At 61.9% G+C, this 18,432-nt stretch carries 16 protein-coding genes; 12 read left to right on the top strand and 4 right to left on the bottom strand.

Annotation, left to right across the window (positions count from 1 at the left end):
* The first annotated feature begins 164 nt into the window (after window positions 1–164).
* Together NKJ67_RS32810 and NKJ67_RS32805 are read left to right on the top strand one after the other, a co-directional pair.
* Window positions 165–881, top strand: a complete 717-nt coding sequence (locus NKJ67_RS32810; RefSeq protein ID WP_127290180.1) for a response regulator — start codon at window positions 165–167, stop codon at window positions 879–881.
* The gene (locus tag NKJ67_RS32805; RefSeq protein ID WP_127257508.1) at window positions 878–2,284 is read left to right on the top strand and encodes an ATP-binding protein; all 1,407 of its coding nucleotides are present in this window, start codon (window positions 878–880) and stop codon (window positions 2,282–2,284) included. The genes NKJ67_RS32810 and NKJ67_RS32805 overlap by 4 nt, the downstream gene beginning before the upstream one ends.
* Window positions 2,285–2,334: 50 nt before the next feature.
* Here the strand turns inward: NKJ67_RS32805 and choV are convergent, their stop codons facing one another.
* The 3 genes from choV to NKJ67_RS32790 form a co-directional block, all read right to left on the bottom strand.
* Window positions 2,335–3,516 carry a choline ABC transporter ATP-binding protein gene (choV, locus tag NKJ67_RS32800; RefSeq protein WP_127266556.1) on the bottom strand — a complete coding sequence of 394 codons (1,182 nt, stop codon included), beginning with the start codon at window positions 3,514–3,516 and terminating at the stop codon, window positions 2,335–2,337.
* A complete protein-coding gene (gene choW / locus NKJ67_RS32795; protein ID WP_127266555.1) occupies window positions 3,513–4,367 on the bottom strand; it encodes a choline ABC transporter permease subunit in 855 nt (284 codons plus the stop codon). Before choW ends, choV begins: the two co-directional genes overlap by 4 nt.
* A gap of 123 nt (window positions 4,368–4,490) precedes the next feature.
* Window positions 4,491–5,426 carry a choline ABC transporter substrate-binding protein gene (locus tag NKJ67_RS32790; RefSeq protein ID WP_127266554.1) on the bottom strand — a complete coding sequence of 312 codons (936 nt, stop codon included), beginning with the start codon at window positions 5,424–5,426 and terminating at the stop codon, window positions 4,491–4,493.
* A 258-nt stretch (window positions 5,427–5,684) separates the two neighbouring features.
* On the opposite strand from NKJ67_RS32790, the gene NKJ67_RS32785 reads away from it, so the two are divergent.
* Complete coding sequence (locus tag NKJ67_RS32785; protein WP_127266553.1) at window positions 5,685–6,296, top strand: thymidine kinase; 612 nt, start codon at window positions 5,685–5,687, stop codon at window positions 6,294–6,296.
* Between the two features lie 69 nt (window positions 6,297–6,365).
* Here NKJ67_RS32785 and NKJ67_RS32780 read toward each other — a convergent pair whose 3' ends face one another.
* Window positions 6,366–7,262, bottom strand: a complete 897-nt coding sequence (locus tag NKJ67_RS32780) for a DMT family transporter (protein WP_352585465.1) — start codon at window positions 7,260–7,262, stop codon at window positions 6,366–6,368.
* 97 nt (window positions 7,263–7,359) lie between these two features.
* Here NKJ67_RS32780 and NKJ67_RS32775 point away from each other — a divergent pair, with 97 nt between their 5' ends.
* From NKJ67_RS32775 to NKJ67_RS32735, 9 genes are all read left to right on the top strand, one after another.
* A complete protein-coding gene (locus tag NKJ67_RS32775) occupies window positions 7,360–8,217 on the top strand; it encodes a LysR substrate-binding domain-containing protein (RefSeq protein ID WP_127320773.1) in 858 nt (285 codons plus the stop codon).
* Between the two features lie 94 nt (window positions 8,218–8,311).
* Window positions 8,312–8,701 carry a c-type cytochrome gene (locus tag NKJ67_RS32770; RefSeq protein ID WP_127320774.1) on the top strand — a complete coding sequence of 130 codons (390 nt, stop codon included), beginning with the start codon at window positions 8,312–8,314 and terminating at the stop codon, window positions 8,699–8,701.
* Window positions 8,702–9,012: 311 nt separating this feature from the next.
* Window positions 9,013–10,101 (top strand): hypothetical protein, encoded by a 1,089-nt coding sequence (locus NKJ67_RS32765; RefSeq protein WP_127266549.1) that lies wholly within the window; start codon window positions 9,013–9,015, stop codon window positions 10,099–10,101.
* Window positions 10,102–10,132: 31 nt separating this feature from the next.
* Window positions 10,133–11,278, top strand: coding sequence for a hypothetical protein (locus tag NKJ67_RS32760; RefSeq protein WP_352585462.1), 1,146 nt, complete (start codon window positions 10,133–10,135; stop codon window positions 11,276–11,278).
* Between the two features lie 24 nt (window positions 11,279–11,302).
* Complete coding sequence (locus NKJ67_RS32755) at window positions 11,303–13,213, top strand: AAA family ATPase (protein ID WP_352585460.1); 1,911 nt, start codon at window positions 11,303–11,305, stop codon at window positions 13,211–13,213.
* A gap of 69 nt (window positions 13,214–13,282) precedes the next feature.
* Window positions 13,283–13,693 carry an endonuclease domain-containing protein gene (locus NKJ67_RS32750; protein WP_352585504.1) on the top strand — a complete coding sequence of 137 codons (411 nt, stop codon included), beginning with the start codon at window positions 13,283–13,285 and terminating at the stop codon, window positions 13,691–13,693.
* 67 nt (window positions 13,694–13,760) lie between these two features.
* Window positions 13,761–15,065 carry a DUF6638 family protein gene (locus NKJ67_RS32745; RefSeq protein ID WP_352585458.1) on the top strand — a complete coding sequence of 435 codons (1,305 nt, stop codon included), beginning with the start codon at window positions 13,761–13,763 and terminating at the stop codon, window positions 15,063–15,065.
* Between the two features lie 105 nt (window positions 15,066–15,170).
* A complete protein-coding gene (locus tag NKJ67_RS32740) occupies window positions 15,171–16,295 on the top strand; it encodes a DUF2333 family protein (protein WP_127321324.1) in 1,125 nt (374 codons plus the stop codon).
* A 313-nt stretch (window positions 16,296–16,608) separates the two neighbouring features.
* Window positions 16,609–18,288, top strand: a complete 1,680-nt coding sequence (locus NKJ67_RS32735; protein WP_127321325.1) for a formate--tetrahydrofolate ligase — start codon at window positions 16,609–16,611, stop codon at window positions 18,286–18,288.
* The last annotated feature ends 144 nt before the right edge of the window (window positions 18,289–18,432 follow it).

The following is an 18,432-nucleotide window of genomic DNA, read 5'->3' as shown; positions in this document are numbered from 1 at the left end:
TTTTCTGAACTGTAGAATTTTGTTTCTGGATTGTGTCTGAGAAAGCCGGTGTGAACCCATCATAGCCACTGGCCAACATATGGCCTGAATTCTATCGTGTGGGTTGTGACAGAAGGGCTTGGCAATCAAAGACAGAAGGGCTTGGCAACAATGACAGGGCTGCTGTGAAATCCGACGCACACATACTGATCGTCGACGACGACAAGGGCATCCGCGACCTGCTGCAGGAATTCTTCCAGAAGCGGGGCCTGCACACCTCGGTTGCCGCCGACGGCATTGAGATGGAGACCATCCTGCGGCGCGTCCAGGTGGACCTCATCGTCCTTGACGTGATGCTGCCCGGCAAGAGCGGGCTGGAGCTGTGCCGCGACCTGCGCGCCCAGTATTCGACGCCGATCATCATGCTGACCGCCGTCACCGAGACGACCGACCGCGTCGTCGGCCTGGAAATGGGCGCCGATGACTATGTGCCCAAACCCTTCGACCCGCGCGAGCTTTTGGCGCGTATCCGCGCCGTGCTCAGGCGCAATGGCACCGCCGAGCCCAAGCGCGCCACCACCAAGCAGATCTACCGCTTCGCCGGCTGGACGATGGATTGTGCTCGGCGCCGGCTGATCGCACCCGACGATGTCAGGGTCGAACTGACCATGGCCGAATTCAACCTGCTGCAGACCTTCGTCAAGAGCGCGCAGCGCGTGCTGACCCGCGACCAGCTAATCGAACTGTCCGGCGGCGACAGCGACTATTCCTTCGACCGCAGCATCGACATCCTGGTCAGCCGGTTGCGACGCAAGATGGAGGACGACCCGAAGACGCCCAAGCTGATCCTGACCGTACGCAGCGGCGGCTACCAGTTCCTGCCCGAGACGACCTCCGAATGAGGCGTTTCCTGCCGCAGACCTTGCCTGTCTGGGTGCTGCTGATCGTCATTGCCGGCCTGCTGATCAGCCAGGTCGCGACCCTTTACATCGTATCGCGCGACCGCGCCGCCGCCAACGACGTCGTCGACCTCTACCGGCTCAACGACCGTGCCTTCTCGCTGGTGCAGCTCATGCATGACGCCAGTCCGGACGAGCGCAAGGCGACGGCGACCGGCCTCTTCAACTCCACCTACGCGCTCACCGTTTCGGACACGCCGGCGGTCACTTCGTCGATCGCCGGCGACGACGAACTGGCCGAACTCGAAGACATCCTCGTCGGCCGGCTGTCGAAATTCGGCATCACCGATGCACGCGTGCGCCGCGATCCGGCGACGCGCGAGGCCGATGACGCGGACGGCACGGCGCCGGGACCCGACATCGGCCAGGTCGAGCGCGACCTTCTGGTATTGGCCGCCGACTTCGCCCAGAGCGACAAGCTGACGGCCTCGCTGCGCTTCGCCGACGGCCAATGGCTGAACTTCACCGAGCCGATCACGCCGGTCGGCCCGATCCTGAGCTTCGACAGCCTGCCGCTCTATTCGCTGATCGCAGGGCTGGTGGTGATCATGTCGATCTGGTCGCTGCGCCGGCTGACGGCGCCCTACCGGATGATGGAAACCGCCGTGAACCGGATCGGCAAGGATCTGAAGAGCCCGCCGATCGCCGAGAGCGGCAGCCGCGAGGTGCGTGCCGCCGCCAAGGCGATCAACGCCATGCAGGCGAGGTTGCGCGAATATGTCGAGGACCGCGAACATCTGGCGGCGGCACTGGCGCATGATCTGCGCACGCCGATGACCAGGATGCGCCTGCGCCTGGAGCTGTTGCGCAAATCGGCGGTCCGCGAGGCGTTGGCGCACGACCTCGCCGATGTCGAGAGCATCGCCAGCTCGGTGATCGACTTCGCCACCTTCGAAGTGACCGAGGAAAAGAACGAACGCATCGATTTCTGGTCGCTCGTGGAATCGATCGCCGACGGCTATGACGACGTGTCGTTCGACGATGAGACCCGTTCGCGCGGGCTGATCTGCATGGCGCGGCCGGTCGCGCTCAAGCGCTGCGTCACCAATCTGGTGCAGAACGCGGTCACCTACGGCAAGAAGGCGCATCTCAGCCTGCGCCGGTCGGAGGACATGATCCTGCTCACCATCCGCGATGAAGGGCCTGGGATACCGCAGGCCCAGATCGACGCCGTGTTCGGCTCCTTCGTGCGCCTCGAACAATCGCGCAACCGCCAGACCGGCGGTCTGGGCCTCGGCCTGACCATTGCCCGCAACATCGCGCGCGCCGCAGGTGGCGAGATCCGCCTGTCCAACAACCCGGGCGGCGGCCTGCTGACCCAACTGCGCCTGCCGCTGGCGGCTTAAAAAAGAGGCGCGATTGGTCGCCGCCTCGTCAATATTGAGTTCCGAAGAACCTACCTTCTCAGCACCGCGCTCAGCACGTCGCGGATACCGATGGCGCCGACGAAGCGCGACTGGTCGTCGAACAGCGCCACGGGAGCGGTCTGCGAACGGTGCATGGCCAGCATCACGGTTTTCAGCGAAGTGCCCGGATTGGCCCAGAACACTTGCGCGGCTTCCTCGGATTGGCCTTCGACGTCGGCGCACGACACCCAGACCGCCGGCTTGCCATCGCGTTCGGCCGCCGCCACCAGCCCATGCTCATCGATCTTGAAGCGCGTCGTCTTGCGGCGGTCGAGCCACACCCAGCCATCCTTGCCGTGCTCCAGATCGCGACGGTCGCGCATCACGTTCCAGGCGGTCAGCACCGACAGCGGGTTCACATTGGCGATGAAGTCGCGGACATAGTCGTTGGCAGGCCGCAGCACGATGTCCTCCGGCGCGCCGGTTTGCACGATGCGCCCGCCCTCCATGATGGTGATGTGGGAGCCAATCTTCAGCGCCTCCTCGAGGTCGTGGCTGACGAAGATGATGGTCTTCTTCAATTCCGCCTGCAGCTGCAGCAATTCGTCCTGCAGCTTGGTGCGGATCAGCGGGTCGAGCGCCGAGAACGGCTCGTCCATCAGCAGGATCGGCGCCTCGGTGGCGAAGGCCCGCGCCAGACCGACGCGCTGCTGCATGCCGCCCGACAGCTCATGCGCGTATTTCTTCGACCACTGGTCGAGATTGACCAGCTTGAGCTGGCGTTGCACGCGCTCCTTGCGCTCGGCTTCCGGTACGCCGGCGAGTTCGAGGCCGAGACCGACATTCTCCTCCACCGTGCGCCAAGGCAAAAGGCCGAACTGCTGGAACACCATCGCCACCTGTTTCTGGCGCAGGCGCCGCAGGGTCGCCTCGTCGCAGGTGACGACGTCGACGGTCTTGTCGCCATCCTTGACCAGCACCTGGCCGCGCGACACCACGTTGAGCCGGTTGACCGCCCGCAGCAATGTCGACTTGCCCGAACCGGAGAGACCCATCAGCACGGAGATTTCGCCCTCGTTCACGGTCAGGCTGGCGCCGGCGCAACCCAGTACATTGCCGGTCTTTTCGAGGATCTCGGCGCGGCTGGCTCCGGCGTCGATCATTTTCAGCGATCCGGCCTGGTCGGCGCCAAAGACGATATCGACGTTCCGGAAATCGACGGCGACGGTCATTTCTTGCCTCCAACGGCGATGCGGGTCATCCGGTCGAGCACGATGGCCAAAACGACGATGGCGAGGCCCGCCTCAAGCCCGAGGTCGATCTTGCGCGAACCCAGCGCCCGGTTGATTTCGGTGCCGAGGCCGCCCGCGCCGATCAGTGCGGCAAACACCACCATCGACAGCGACAGCATGATGCACTGCGTCAGACCGGCCATGATGGTGGGCAGCGCCGAGGGCAGCTCCACCTTCCACAGCAACTGGCTCTTGGTGGCGCCGAACGCCTCGCCGGCCTCGACGATCGACTTCGGCACCGAGACAACGCCGAGATGCGTCAGACGAACCGCGGTCGGGATGACGAAGATGATGGTGACGATGAGGCCGGGCGCATTGCCGAGGCCGAACAGCGTCAGCACCGGGATGAGGTATACGAAGGTCGGCAGCGTCTGCATCAAATCGAGCACCGGCAGCATGACGCGATAGACCTTCGGCTTGTGCGCCGCCCAGATACCGAGTGGCACACCGATGGCCATCGAGGCGGCGGCGGCGGCAACCACCAGCACCAGTGTCTCTACCGTCTGCTTCCAGAGGTTCTGGTTGAGGATGAACAGCAACCCGAGAAAGACAGCCACCGCCAAGCCTCTCGATCGCTGCAGATAATAGGCAAGCAGTGCAATCAGCGCGATGAGAAGGACCGGCGGTACCAACAGCAGCGTGTCAACCACTCCATCGAGCAGGAAATTCAAGCCGCCGGAGAGGCCGCGGAAGAAGGTGTTGAAATTGTCGGTAAGGAAGGTGAAGAACGCTTTGCCCCACTCGCCTATGGGGATTTTATAACTGACAAAGAATTTTGAAATCGGATCCATCTTGCCCCTCTTTGGCAGTCGCCGTCCTTGCCGGACGGTCATCTTGTCACAGGATATGAAAAAGGGCAGCCCTTTCTACAGTGACTGCCCTTCTTGATCGGTCACGCCGAACGCAAGACCTGCTCAGCTTCCGAGCGCAGTCTTCACGGCTGCAGCGGCGTCGCCGCCATCGAAAGTGGTCACGCCGGCAATCCACGGAGCAACCGCGTCCGGATGCTTCTTGAGCCAGTCGGTCGCAGCCGTATTGGCGTCAGCGCCCTTGAGGATCGCGTCCATTATCTCGCCTTCCATATCGAGATTGAACTTCAGGTTGGCGATGAACTTGCCGGCATTCGGGCACTCGGTGGTGTAACCCTTGCGCACATTGGTATGGACAGTGGCGGCGCCGAAGCCGCTGTCGCCCATGCCATCGAGATAGGTGATCTTCATGGCACCCATCACCGGATGCGGCGTCCAGCCGAGGAAGGCGATCCATTCATTGCTCTTCATCGACTGCTCGGCCTGCGTCAGCATCCCGGCCTCCGAGGATTCGACCAGCTCGAAGCCTTCGAGATTGTCTTTCGGGTTCTTGATCATGTCGAGGATAATGCGGTTGCCGTCATTGCCGGCCTCGATGCCATAGATCTTGCCGTTGAACTTGTCCTTGAACTTGCCGATATCGGTCAGCGATTTCACGCCGGCGTCAGCGACATAGGTCGGCACGACGATGCCGTAGCCGGCGCCGGTCAGGTTGGTGCTGATCGTCTCGACCGAGCCATCGGCGGTATAGTCCTTGATGTCGTTGGTCATCGACGGCATCCAGTTGCCGAGGAACACGTCGAGATCCTTGTTCTTCAGCGACGCCATGGTCACCGGCACCGACAGCTGGATCGTCTGCGGCTCATAGCCGAGCGCGGTCAGCAGCACGGAGGCGATGCCGGTCGTCGCCTGGATGTCGGTCCAGCCGACATCGGAAAGGCGCACCGCCTTGCAGCTCGCCGGATCGCCGGCAAAGGCAGCGCTGGTGGACAAAAAAGCCGCCAGACCGAGGCCGGCGACGAAAGAGTTCATACGCGACATAGACAGTCTCCCATTGTGATTCTTTGGCGAAGCGTAGCTACGGTTTCTATGCCCGCCTTGTTTCGTCAGCCAAACACCATTCTGGTGTGGTTTCAAGCATTAAGACAATCGCGATCAACGGCGCGGGCTGGCCAATCAGCGACACATCAGGCGCTTTTGCCATGCCGGACGGGTTTTTCGAAGACGGGGCGGCTTTTTCAGGGGAATGCGGGCGACCGCCCCTCCCCGTATCAGGGCAAGTCGGCTTAAAAGAGCGGCATGGCCAAGCTTTACTTCCACTACGCGACGATGAACGCCGGCAAGACGACGATGCTCTTGCAGGCCTCTTACAATTACCGCGAGCGCGGCATGGGCACGATGCTGTTCGTCGCCGGCCACTACCGCAAGGGCGACACCGGCCTGATCTCGTCGCGCATCGGCCTGGAGACGGAAGCCGAGATGTTCCGCGATGGCGACGATCTGTTCGCCCGCGTCACCGAGCATCACGCGCATACGTCAGTGCATTGCGTCTTCGTCGACGAGGCGCAGTTCCTCGAGGAGGAGCAGGTCTGGCAGCTCGCCCGCATCGCCGACCGGTTGAACATCCCGGTCATGTGCTACGGCCTGCGTACCGATTTCCAGGGCAAGCTGTTTTCCGGCTCGCGCGCGCTGCTGGCCATCGCCGACGATTTGCGCGAAGTGCGCACCATCTGCCGATGCGGCCGCAAGGCGACGATGGTCGTGCGCCTCGGCCCCGATGGCAAGGTGGCGCGCCAGGGCGAGCAGGTGGCAATCGGCAAGGATGTCTATGTCTCGCTCTGCCGCCGCCACTGGGAGGAAGAGATGGGCCGCGCCACGCCAGACGATTTCATCGGCTTTATCAAAGGCTGACTCTGTCTCTTGGTTATTGGAGCAATTCCAGGGGAAGCGCTATGTGCTTTCCCGGGAATTGCTTCGGGCTCACACGGTCGAGACACGCCGTCTTGGAAACCGCCAGCCAAGCCGCACACCAAGCGTTGCCAGCGCAATCAGTGCCATGCCGGCTGCCTGCGCCGGTCCGAGCGGATGCCCATAGATAGCCCAGTCGACGATGATGGCGACGACCGGGTAGATGAAGGTGATGACGCCGATCACCGGTGTCGTCAGGCGTGGGAAGGCCGAATTCATCAACACATAGGCGATGCCAGTGTGCAGCACGCCGATGCCGAGCAGCCAGCCCCATGATGCAGGCGCAATATGTTGGCCGATGCCGGCGAACGGGGCGAGCATGACGACCCCCACCAGTGTTTGGCAGAGTACCGTGATTTCGGCGCGCTGCTGGCCCAGGCCTTTGGCTAGGATCGTTGTAACGGCATAGAGCAGTGCGCCGCCCAGCGTCAGCGCAATGCCCGGCAGCCAGTTGGCATCGGCATGACCGTGCGCGAAAACGAGGCCGCTGGCCAGCACGACGCCGAGAAAGGCAGCGAGCATCCACAGCAGTTGGTCGGGCGAGATGCGTTCCCTTAGGAAAACCACGCCGATCAGGACCACGAAGAACGGCTGGATATGGTAGATAATCGTCGTCGTGGCGATCGACGTCATGGCGAAGCCTGCGAAGAAGGCCGTCCAGCTCAGCACCATGCACACGCCGGCAAGTGCTGCAAGGGCAAGCCGGGACGGCAACAGCGTCCGATCCGGCAGGTAGCCGCGCAACAGGCACCACACGAGAAGGAAGATCGCGCCGAACACGCATCGCCAGAAGACGACGGCAACGGGATGCAGCCCCGATTCCGTGGCGAAGGCGCCGACCGTGCCTGCGATCACCATTGCCAGAGCAAGGCTCGCGGCCGGGAAGCGGGCTGTCGAGGCGTCCGTCATGTGGTGGTTCCCAGCGATCCCAACCATCTGGTCACTGGCGCCACCTTCAAACAAGCGAATAGATTTGGAATGATCTATTCGATATGCTGATAGCACCATGGCCGCGCCACTCGATCTCAACCTGCTGAAAACCTTTGTCGCCGTCGTCGAGAGCGGCAGCCTTTCCAATGCAGCACCTCGGGTCGGCCGCAGCCAGTCGGCGGTCAGCATGCAGATGCAGCGGCTGGAGGAGATGGTCGGCAACCAGCTTCTGGTGCGTGGTCCCAGAACCGTCACTCCCAATGCGATCGGCGAGGATTTCCTGATCTATGCGCGCCGGTTGCTGAAACTGTCGGATGAAGCCTGGGCAAGCGTCACCCGGCCCAAGGAGACAGGCAGCGTCCGCTTGGGGGTGCCCGACGACTATGCCGCCTTCCTCCTGCCGCCCGTGCTCTCACGCTTCGCGGCGGAGCATCCCCTGGTGACGGTGGAGTTGATCTGCGAACAGTCGACCGCGCTGGTGAAGACGCTGGCGGAGGGGCGGCTGGATCTGGCGATCATCACCCGCTTGCCGGAGCAGCCGCTTGAGGTGATCCGGCTGGAACGCTTCGTCTGGGTCGCCTCGCCCAACCATGTCGCCTGGGAGGCCGACCCGCTTCCGGTCGCCTTGTTCGAACCGGGCTGCGCCGCCAGGATGAATGTCCTGCAGGCGCTTGGCGATGCCGACCGCTCCTATCGCTGTACCTATTCAAGCGCCTCTCTGCTTGGCCTGATCGCCGTCGTCCAGGCCGGGCTCGCGGTGGCTGGCCTTGCGATGCGCAGCGTACCGCCATCGCTGCGCATCGTCGGCGGCAATGAAGGGCTGCCGGTGCTGCCGGACCTCGAAATCGGCATCCTGCGCAACCCGCTGTCGACGACCCAGGCGGTCGAGCGGCTGAATGATTTCCTGCGCCGCGATCTGGCACAACAGGCCTGACTCGCGGGCCTGTCTTCCGCAATCCCGCCGCGATGCAGCGTTTGTTAAAGGCTCGGTACTATAAGGCCGCCAGACAGAACTCTCCGGGGGCAGCATGTTAAGAGCCGCTTCGTCCGCCAGCATCCTTCTCCTCGCCAGCTCGCTTGTGGCCCATGCCGGCGGCGACCCGACCCTGGGCAAGAAGGCCTTCAACCGGTGCATGGCCTGCCATGAAGCAGCCACCGACCGCGACAAGGTCGGTCCGCATCTGTTGGGCGTCGTTGGCCGCACCGCCGGTAGCGCCGAGAGTTATCTTGGCCGCTATTCCGAGGCGATGAAGAGTGCCGGCGCCGCCGGCCTGGTCTGGGATGAAGCCAATATCGCCGAGTATCTCAGGGCACCCAAGCTGAAAGTGCCCGGCAACAAGATGGCGTTTGCCGGCCTGACCAAGGACGACGACATCGCCAATGTCATCGCCTATCTGAAGGCCGATCCCAAGCCCTGATCCGCTGTTCGCCAGCTCTGTAAAACCGGCTTTCTCGTCGCATATCGCGGCCGCGATTGCTTCGGTGGTTTGCCCAATACAAAGGCATCCGTGCGCCTTCGCCTTGCCGCATGAAAGTTCAATGACAGCTGAACTATGGCTGGTCGGCAAGCTAATCACGCTAAGCCCAAGCCTTCACTGGCTTTCAAGACCCTGGCGAATTTTTTTGTTTTCACGCCGCCCTTGTCTTCACGTCTTTCAATCCCCTGATGCCCCACATATATTCGCCGCTGTTCGCGACCAGCGACGTCATGCCGAAGCGGGAGGCCCCAATGGCGACATTGCAGAATTTCGACGCCGAAATTGCCAAGACCAAGCAGGTCGTGCAGGACATGCGCTCCAAGATCGAGCAATCCGGCACCATGCTTGATACGCTTGCCACATCAGACAAGAAGATCGGCGACGCCAATTTCGACCTCGAGAACGCCCGCATCGAGGATGTGCTGAAGCAGCAGAAGGTGATGGAAGGCAACATTGCCGACCTGATCATCGGGCTGGAGGACGCCACCAACGTCTTCGGCGCCGAGTTCGAGAGCATGAAGAACTACACCGGCTGGGAAAAATTCATTGGCATCTTCTCCAGCCAGAGCAAGCAGCGCATGCGCACCGACCGCGTTCGCAACATGTCGCTGGCCGGCAATCTGCAGGAACTGCTGGTCAAATCCGACACCATCGTCGGCATATTGAAGGCGCAGAAAGAGGTTCTCGACCAACGCTACAAGACCTCGGAAACCAGCCTGTCGCAGGTGATCGAGCGCCGCAAGACCACCATGACCAACCTCGAAGCCGTGCAGAAGCGCATCGAGGAGCTCAACCCGATGCTGCTCGACATCGAAAACAAGATCGCCGCTTCGACCAGCCAGAAGGACCGCACGCAGCTCGAAGGCGAACGCTCCAAGCTGGCGACGGAATACAACGAAAAGCAGGCCAAGGAGCAGGAACTGCTGGCCGAGAGCCAGACGCTCGAGCGTTACACCTCGATGTTCCAGACCTTCGTCGATTCGCTCAACAACCAGATCGCCGCGCAATCGACGCTGATCAACAAGCTGACCATCGATACCGAGCAGCGCATCGTGCTCTACAAGGCGCTGGAAGATTCGCTGAAGACCGCCGCCCAGCAGGACGTCGCCCACAAGATCAACACGCTGGGCAGCCAGGTCGACAACACCGCCGAGGAAACCATGGCCGGTATCGGTGCTGCTTCGCAAAAGCACATCGGTGACCTGCTTGAGATGCACGAGAAGAACATGGTCGCCACCGCCGATATCCAGCGCCGCAAGAAGCTGGCCGACGATGCCTTCGCCCGCCGCTTCGACGAGGTGCTGAAGAAGCACAATTCGGCTAACTACGTGCAGTCTTAAGGGTGAAAGCACTGCCCGCGAGCGACCAGGCATGACCCCCGAAAACGAAGCGGCGGCACGGTATTTTTCCGCCATCACGGCCGCGCTCAGCGGCCTTGAAGTGTTCATGCGCGACGATCGCTCGCCGCTCTACCGGCACGGCATCGTCGCCAAGATCGTCGCCGAACACATCGCCAGGCTCGACAAGTCGTTTTCCTGCTGGCGCAACCGGCTGGGCTTCATGGACACATTCCGCATTTCGCGCGCCGAAAGCGGATTTCCGGTGTTCCAGAACCTGCTCGAACTGGAAAACGACCGACGCCAGGCCGACGCGCGGCTTGCCAACATTCCGCTCGCCGGCGAGTTGCGCCAGGAGATGGCCGACTTCATCCTGCGCCACAAGGAATTCCCCGCGGCGCTGCAGAAGTCGATAGCCGAGCGGCTTTATCTCGAGGACGTGAAAAGCGAGAACACGTTCGGCCCGTTCACCCTGGCGCAAACGGCCAAGGTCTCGGTCAATCCGAAGACGGGGCGGCCCTATTATCTCGTCCACTGGGCGACGTTCGACGGCAGCGCCAACCTGCCTCTGGTCTACATGGTGACGGTGGAGGATTCGTCCGAAACGATGATCCGCCAGCTCGTCGACAGAAACGGCAAGCTGAACGAGACGATCGATATTCCTCTGCCGGTCGATGGCCTGCTCAATCCCGAGCTTGCCCACCGTTTCGACGATTTCACCGAGAAGAACTCCGCCTACACGCTGTCGCCGGCGACCATCGCGGTCAATCTCGACAAGGATTTCGAGCCGCTGCATCCCAAGCAGCTGCGCCGCGTCGTGCTCGGCCCGTTCTATTCGGCTGGCATCACCGACAACAATTCGACGGTGACCGAAGTCCTGGCCAAGGTGCGCAAGCCCGAAAATGCCTGGCTGCTGACCTGGACCATCCAGGAGGTCTATTCCAAGGCCGAGAAACCCGGCCGCAAGGGGCTGTTTTCCAGCGAGAAGACGACGCAGGAATTCTTCATCAATACCGACGATCTGGAAGCCGCGCGCCAGGGCGTGTCGAGCTACGAAAACCATGCGCTGATCCCGCACGAGGCCTATCAAGCGCTCTACGCCGCCGGCGAGGCGCAGAAGATCTTTGCCGGCTACAAGGTTCACATTCTGTCCAACGGACAGGTCATCTCAGACGTCTGACCGTCACACCACGGAGCACCCTTCATGGATACCGGCCTGACTACCATCCCGGAAGCCGCCATCGAGAAGCACCGCGCCACCGCGCAGAGCTTCATCACCCGCGTCGTCGTGCTGGAGGACCCGTCTAGCTCCTCCGGCACAGCACTTGCCGGCACCAACCGCCGCTTCGTTTCGACCGTCTCGGCCGGTTCGGTGCGCCGCACGCGCGAGGTCGAGCTGGCCAAGACCGTTGGCGCCGTTCATCCCGATGATCAGTTGCTGACCATCCCGCAGCACACGCTGTTGTTTCGCGCCCGGCGCGGCACGGCGATCGCGCTGGCAATATCGGACGTCTTTGCCGAGGGCTCGGACCTTGAAAGTCTGCAGGCCAAGAACACCCGCGCGCCGCTCGAGGGCGACGAGGCGTCCACCTTCAAGAAGCTTCTGTCGGCCTCGGCTTACATTTCGGCCTTCAGCCTCGCCTCCTACCTGTTCCAGCTGATCGACAGCGACGGCGAGGCGCCCAACGATAGTCCCGAACCGGACTTCCTGTTCGACACGCCGCAGGATGCGGTGAAGTCGATCCTGGCAGGCCTCGACAAGGCGATCTCGGGATCGTCCGACGACGCCGACCTGATGACAAGGGCGCGCGCCTTCGCCCGCGTCGCCATCGACGGGCTTCTGGCCCGCAAGGGCCGCTTCGACGGCATCGGCCCGTTCGAGAACGCGCATATCCGTATCGATGCCGACGATTTCACCCTCGATGGTTTCGACGTCGCGCCGGGCAAGCGTTCAAAACCGCTGGTGATGACATTCAAGAAGCCGGAAGAGGTCGTCGGCAACCACATCGCCAAATACCAGTCGGTCAAGCTCGCCAAGATGCTGATGGCCTACGATTTCGAGCGTGAGCTGAACCCGTTCGTCGAGCTCGGCGGCTTCCTGTTCACCTTCATCGGCGACGGCGCGCCCGGCACCGGCAAGACGACCCTGATCCAGATGATCGCCGGCCTCGTCAACGGCTATTGCCAGGTCGCCGGCTATCCCTTCGCCTACGAGAATTTCGGCGTCGACCAGATCTCGTCCTATCAGGGCAAATCAGGCCAGAACTGCCGCCAGTTCATCAACAATGTGCTGAACCCGCGCGTCATCGGATTCGGCACCATCGACGACATCGACCAGGTGGCGGCGCGCCGCTCAGACGACCGCGCCTCGGCCGGCCAGCAGGAAATCACCGGCGTCTTGATGGATGCCTTCGCCGGTGCCGCGACCGTGGTGCGCGGCAACTGCTCGTTCGGCATGTTCTCCAACTATCCCGAAAATGTCGACGACGCGCTGCGCCAGCGCGCCGGCGCCCGCTGGCTGGTCGACGGGCCCCAGAGCCGCAACGACTACATCGACATTTTTGTCCTGCTGGCGGGAAAAAACCACAAGATCCCGCTCGGCGACCACGATCTCTACGCCGCGCAGGAAATCCAGCGCGCCGTGACCGAAGCCTATGAGGAGCACGAGAAGCCGCAAGAAGACGGGCTGGTGAAGGTCTACGAACGCTACATGAAGGAGAACGGCGCACCGAAATCGATGGCCGACATCGGCACCTATCTGCACCTGATCAAGGATGCCGAGCCCCGCTTCACCGGCCGCGCCATCAAGAACGTCACCGACGCTATCAAGATGCGCGCCATGGACATCGAGCTTCCCGACGACTGGTTCGAGAAGCCGGAAGTCTTCATTCACAAGAGCTACGACGAGAAGAAAGCGATGATCGAGGAACTGCGCGGGCCGTTCTCGATGGACATGGTCATGCAGGAGATCAACCGCTACGCCGACTCGGAGTTCCGCTATTCCGACAAGTCCGACGACTCCGCCGTGCAAAAGCTGCTGCGCGACGCCCGCTTGCGCGAGCGAGCCGCGCGCGAGATGGAGGAGATGAAGAAAAAGGGGCTATGGAATGCGTGAGCCTGGCACCTCTTCCTTCTCCCCGTTCACGGGGAGAAGGTGCCCGAAGGGCGGATGAGGGGCAGCGCTGTGCGAGGCAGTAATGAGCCAAAGGTAGCAAGGGCCCGGCAGCTTCGGAAAGTCGAGAATGATGCCGAGGAATGGCTGTGGCACGAAGTGCGTGGAAGGCGGCTGAATGGCCACAAGTTTGTCCGTCAGCTCCCGGTCGGCCCATATTTCGCAGACTTCGCCTGCCGTGAGGCTAATCTGGTTGTGGAAGTCGATGGAAGTCAGCATGCAAATCGGCCCCACGATCGATACAGGGATGAGACGATGAACAGGAACGGCTGGTCGGTGTTGAGGGTTTGGCACGCTGATGTTTTGACGAGCCGTAAGAGCGTGCTGGATACGATTGTTGCTGCGCTGGATGGTCGACTCTATCGGAAAATGATTGCTGTCGATGTGAAGTTTTTGCCAGCTTCAACGTCGGAGGAAAGGTGATGAGCGTCTGCGCCGCCCCTCATCCGCCCTTCGGGCACCTTCTCCCCGTAAACGGGGAGAAGGGAAGATGAGCCCCGCCAAGAAACCCGATCTCCTGCGCGACAACGAGCTGATCTATGGCCGGCTGCTGACGGTCGACGAGCCGCATCTCATCCAGCGCTACAACAAGGCGCTGGCCGCGTTCGGCTTGAAGCCGACGAAACTGCAGAGCTTCCAGATCGACCGCACCGGCTTCTCGCCAGAAGTGGCCGAGGAATGCGACGATTATGACTATCTCGATCCCAATGAGGTCAACCGCCGTTTCATCATCCTGACGCCGTCGCAGATTGACCTGCCGGTGGTGCACACCGCCTTCTCCAACACCTCGCAACTGATGTTCGAGTTCATGTCCAGGAACCGGCGCGCCATCGATGCGCTGACGATCAAGGACGTCATCTACGGCGAGATCGAGGATTCCATTCCCAAGGTCAACGACATCGAGGACTTGCTGTCGATCAGCCAGGTCGAATTCAAGGTGCTGTCGGCCGAGGATGTGCTGGGCAAGGCAGCCGAACTCGGCAAGCTCGTCGACCGGCTGAAGCAGGAGCCAGATGCCTGGCGCGACAACGCCATGCTGACCCGCATGGTCGAGCTCGCCAAGATCTGCGGCGACATCCGCGAGAACGCGCTGGTACCCGACCAGGTGATCTTCCGACACAACGCCTACTGGACCAGCCATTTCGGCGGCCTCTACGTGTTCGTCGATCCGGATGTGACGACGGTGATCAGCGATCCGGCCGCCCCCGGTTTTCGCCGCTCGCGGCCGTGGCAGGTCAGCTATCTCTCGATCAACGACGCCGACAAGGTGTTCAAGTTCCTCGCCACCACCGGCCGCATCGAGCTGCCGCGTGCCTCCTGGGTCGAGGCCTCGGGCTATCTCGAGCACCGCGCCGAGATGGTGGTGCGCGCGCTGATCCGCGACGCCGAGCCGAACCGCAACTTGACCAATGTCGACAAGGTCTGGCTGCAGACCTGGATCCAGAGCCATGCCGACCTGATCACCAGGGACGGCAATTTCCCTTTCCTCAACGCCGCCAAGCGCGAGATCGCCCAGCTCGGCCACCTGAAGATCGAGGATGTCTTCCCGCAGCAGCGTTTCCTGGTGATCCGCGCCAAGCCAGACCACCCCGACGCCTGGCTGACCAACCGGCTGATCTCGGATTTCGTACCGTCGGACTTCGTCTCGCGCTACATCTTCAACAAGGACGGCTTCTACAAGGACTATGACGGCTTCAGCGATGCCTGGCGATCGCATGTTGTGGACGTTCTCAAAACCACATATTTGAAGGACAAGGTGGCGTTTCGCACACGCCTCTACGGCCTGACTGACTAGAACGAAATGAACCGTTATTTCGTTCTAACTTCTTGTTTTGGCGCATGATGTTATCCAAAAAGTCTGCAACTTTTTGGCATCATGCTTTGAGGGGGTGACACAGCCATGCTCGATCCGATCGTGAATTTCTTCACCCGTATTTTCCAGTGGATCGGCCGCGGCATCGGCCTCCTGATCGGCGTCATCCTGTGGCCCTTCCTGTGGGCCGGACGCTGGTATACGCAGCGCGGCTGGATCCTCAAGGCGGCGGTCGGCCTCGCTCTGCTGGTGCTGATCGGCCTCTATGCCAATTTCTTCTACGCCACCCAGTGGTGGAACAATTTCAACCCGAACTATCCCGACACATACACCTTCGAGAAGCGCAATGTCTCCGCCGGCGAACAGGTCGCCGCCGGCGCCGGCACGGACACCGCCAAGACCTGCGGCAACTCTGGTATAGCCCAGATCGCCGCTGACCTGACCGACTTCAACGTCAACCAGAATGCCTGGATCTCGTCGATGATCCTCTACAAGCTGGGCCTGTTCGGCATCGACTGGGACCACACGCCGTGGATGGACAACAAGGCCTCCTTCCAGCGCGGCATCAACCAGGCGGTGCGGCGCACGGCGACCGAACTTGCCGACAATCTCGGCCGCGTCCGCACCACCTCGCAGATCGACAGCGATCTGCAGAATGCCCGCGGCAACCTTCAGTTCGACGAAGAGACCTGGTATTTCGGCCTGAACCCGTTCGGCCCCAAGACGCCGACGCCAAGCTACTATCGCGACGCCGTGCGCATGCTGCGTTCCTTCAACGCCCGCCTTGCCACCTGCCAGGCGACATTCGACGCCCGCGCCGACAATCTGAAACAGTATATCGACCGCATCTCGTCCGACATCGGCTCGACCTCGGCGATCCTCAAGGAACGCGCCGAGAACCACAACAATGGCTGGTTCGACTTCCGCGCCGACGACCGCTACTGGTTCGCCTATGGCCAGCTCTACGGCTATTACGGCCTGATGAAGGGAGCCCAGGCCGACTTCGAGGACGTCATCAAGGAAAAGCATCTGCAGAACCTGTGGGACACGATGGACTCGCAGTTCGTTTCGGCGCTGCGCATCCAGCCCTTCATCATCGCCAATGGCCGCGAGGATGGCTGGCTGTTGCCGACGCATCTGACGACGATGGGCTTCTATGTGCTCAGGGTGCGCTCCAACATGGTCGAAATCAGCAACGTTCTGACGCAGTAGCGCTGTTCCATTAGGGACCAGGCGATGGCGAATTTGCGCCGTCGCCTCTGTCGCATTCCGTGCATTGTGCGGCTGTTTTGAGACGGCGGAACGGCGCGTCCTCTGGCTTCTATACGGCGCGGCAACGGAGCCGGGAAGAACCGACGACAGGTCGGCCGGTCCGCAGAGGAACTTTCTCCAGAGGAAAGATAGTTGCATACAAGTTGACGCCGTGGCAGCGACAGGGTTAGAACATGCCCGCGCCCGGTTCCAACCTGCTTGCCAGTAAGATCAAACCCGTCCCCTCCACCGTCCAATCCAGAGGAAAGCCGTCATGGCCGAAGTGAAGTCCGACATCGAGATCGCGCGCGGCGCCAGGAAAAAGCAGATCCAGGAGATCGGCCAGAAGATCGGCATTCCGACCGAACACCTGCTGCCCTACGGCCACGACAAGGCCAAGATATCAGCCGAATTCATCAAGTCGGTGAAGGGCAACAAGGACGGCAAGCTGATCCTCGTAACCGCCATCAACCCGACGCCGGCCGGCGAAGGCAAGACCACGACTACGGTTGGCCTTGGCGACGGCCTGAACCGCATCGGCAAGAAGGCGATCGTCTGCATCCGCGAGGCCTCGCTAGGCCCGAATTTCGGCGTCAAGGGCGGCGCTGCCGGCGGCGGCTACGCGCAGGTCGTGCCGATGGAGGACATGAACCTTCACTTCACCGGCGACTTCCATGCCATCACCACGGCACACAACCTGCTCTCGGCGCTGATCGACAACCACATCTACTGGGGCAATGAGCTCGGCATCGACACCCGCCGCGTCGTCTGGCGCCGCGTCATGGACATGAACGACCGGGCGCTGCGCGAGATCATCTGCTCGCTCGGCGGCGTCGCCAACGGTTTCCCGCGCGAGGGCGGCTTCGACATCACCGTTGCTTCGGAAGTGATGGCTATCCTGTGCCTGTCGACCGATCTGAAGGACCTGGAAAAGCGCCTCGGCGACATCATCGTCGCCTATCGCCGCGACAAGTCGGCCGTCTATGCCCGCGACCTCAAGGCCGACGGCGCCATGGCCGTGTTGCTCAAGGACGCCATGCAGCCGAACCTGGTGCAGACGCTGGAGAACAACCCGGCCTTCGTGCATGGCGGCCCGTTCGCCAACATCGCGCATGGCTGCAACTCGGTCGTCGCCACCACGACGGCGCTCAAGCTCGCCGACTACGTCGTCACCGAAGCCGGCTTCGGCGCCGACCTGGGTGCTGAAAAGTTCTTCGACATCAAGTGCCGCAAGGCAGGCCTCAAGCCGGCGGCGGCCGTCATTGTCGCCACCGTGCGCGCCATGAAGATGAATGGCGGCGTCAAGAAGGAAGACCTCGGCAAGGAGAACGTCGAGGCGGTGAAGAAGGGCTGCGCCAACCTCGGCCGCCACATCGAGAATATCCGCCAATTCGGCGTGCCGGCGGTGGTTGCGATCAACCACTTCTACTCCGACACCGACGCCGAAATCCAGGCGATGAAGGACTATGTCGCCTCGATGGGCGAAGAGGCGATCCTGTGCAAGCACTGGGCGCACGGCTCGGCCGGCATCGAGGATCTCGCCAACAAGGTGGTGGCACTGGCCGAATCCGGTGCTTCGCAGTTCGCGCCGCTCTATCCCGATGCGATGCCGCTGTTCGAGAAGATCAACACCATCGTCCAGCGTATCTATCGCGGCTCGGAAGCGATCGCCGACAAGTCGGTGCGCGACCAGCTCAAGGCCTGGGAAGACGCCGGATACGGCCACCTGCCGGTGTGCATGGCCAAGACGCAGTACTCGTTCTCGACCGACCCGAACCTGCGCGGCGCGCCGACCGGCCACACGGTGCCGGTGCGCGAGGTCAGGCTTTCGGCAGGTGCGGGCTTCGTCGTCATCATCTGCGGCGAGGTCATGACCATGCCCGGCCTACCGAGGGCGCCGTCCTCGGAAAAGATCTTCCTCAACGAGATGGGCCAGATCGAAGGCCTGTTCTAGAATCCTTCTATTCGAACAGAAAGGGGGGCCCCCCCGCGGGGGGGGCCGTGGTTTTTTTTTTTTTTGGGTTTTTTAAAAAAAACCGGCCCCCCGACGGACCGCAGAGTGGGGGTGGGGGGTGTTGTGTGATAATAAAAAATGGGG

The sequence above is a fragment of the Mesorhizobium sp. M0088 genome, from assembly GCF_040322895.1.
GTDB lineage: Bacteria > Pseudomonadota > Alphaproteobacteria > Rhizobiales > Rhizobiaceae > Mesorhizobium.
The sequence above is the reverse complement of the archived record's forward strand: the minus strand, read 5'-3'. Positions and strand labels throughout refer to the sequence as shown.

Excerpts from the sequence above, each read along its gene's own strand:
- NKJ67_RS32790 (WP_127266554.1), bottom strand. The coding sequence starts at position 5,426 with ATGTCGCGTATGAACTCTTTCGTCGCCGGCCTCGGTCTGGCGGCTTTT.
- NKJ67_RS32755 (WP_352585460.1), top strand. The coding sequence starts at position 11,303 with ATGGATACCGGCCTGACTACCATCCCGGAAGCCGCCATCGAGAAGCAC.
- NKJ67_RS32740 (WP_127321324.1), top strand. The coding sequence starts at position 15,171 with ATGCTCGATCCGATCGTGAATTTCTTCACCCGTATTTTCCAGTGGATC.
- NKJ67_RS32760 (WP_352585462.1), top strand. The coding sequence starts at position 10,133 with ATGACCCCCGAAAACGAAGCGGCGGCACGGTATTTTTCCGCCATCACG.
- NKJ67_RS32770 (WP_127320774.1), top strand. The coding sequence starts at position 8,312 with ATGTTAAGAGCCGCTTCGTCCGCCAGCATCCTTCTCCTCGCCAGCTCG.
- NKJ67_RS32735 (WP_127321325.1), top strand. The coding sequence starts at position 16,609 with ATGGCCGAAGTGAAGTCCGACATCGAGATCGCGCGCGGCGCCAGGAAA.
- NKJ67_RS32775 (WP_127320773.1), top strand. The coding sequence starts at position 7,360 with ATGGCCGCGCCACTCGATCTCAACCTGCTGAAAACCTTTGTCGCCGTC.
- NKJ67_RS32745 (WP_352585458.1), top strand. The coding sequence starts at position 13,761 with ATGAGCCCCGCCAAGAAACCCGATCTCCTGCGCGACAACGAGCTGATC.
- NKJ67_RS32785 (WP_127266553.1), top strand. The coding sequence starts at position 5,685 with ATGGCCAAGCTTTACTTCCACTACGCGACGATGAACGCCGGCAAGACG.
- NKJ67_RS32805 (WP_127257508.1), top strand. The coding sequence starts at position 878 with ATGAGGCGTTTCCTGCCGCAGACCTTGCCTGTCTGGGTGCTGCTGATC.
- NKJ67_RS32765 (WP_127266549.1), top strand. The coding sequence starts at position 9,013 with ATGGCGACATTGCAGAATTTCGACGCCGAAATTGCCAAGACCAAGCAG.
- choW (WP_127266555.1), bottom strand. The coding sequence starts at position 4,367 with ATGGATCCGATTTCAAAATTCTTTGTCAGTTATAAAATCCCCATAGGC.
- choV (WP_127266556.1), bottom strand. The coding sequence starts at position 3,516 with ATGACCGTCGCCGTCGATTTCCGGAACGTCGATATCGTCTTTGGCGCC.
- NKJ67_RS32780 (WP_352585465.1), bottom strand. The coding sequence starts at position 7,262 with ATGACGGACGCCTCGACAGCCCGCTTCCCGGCCGCGAGCCTTGCTCTG.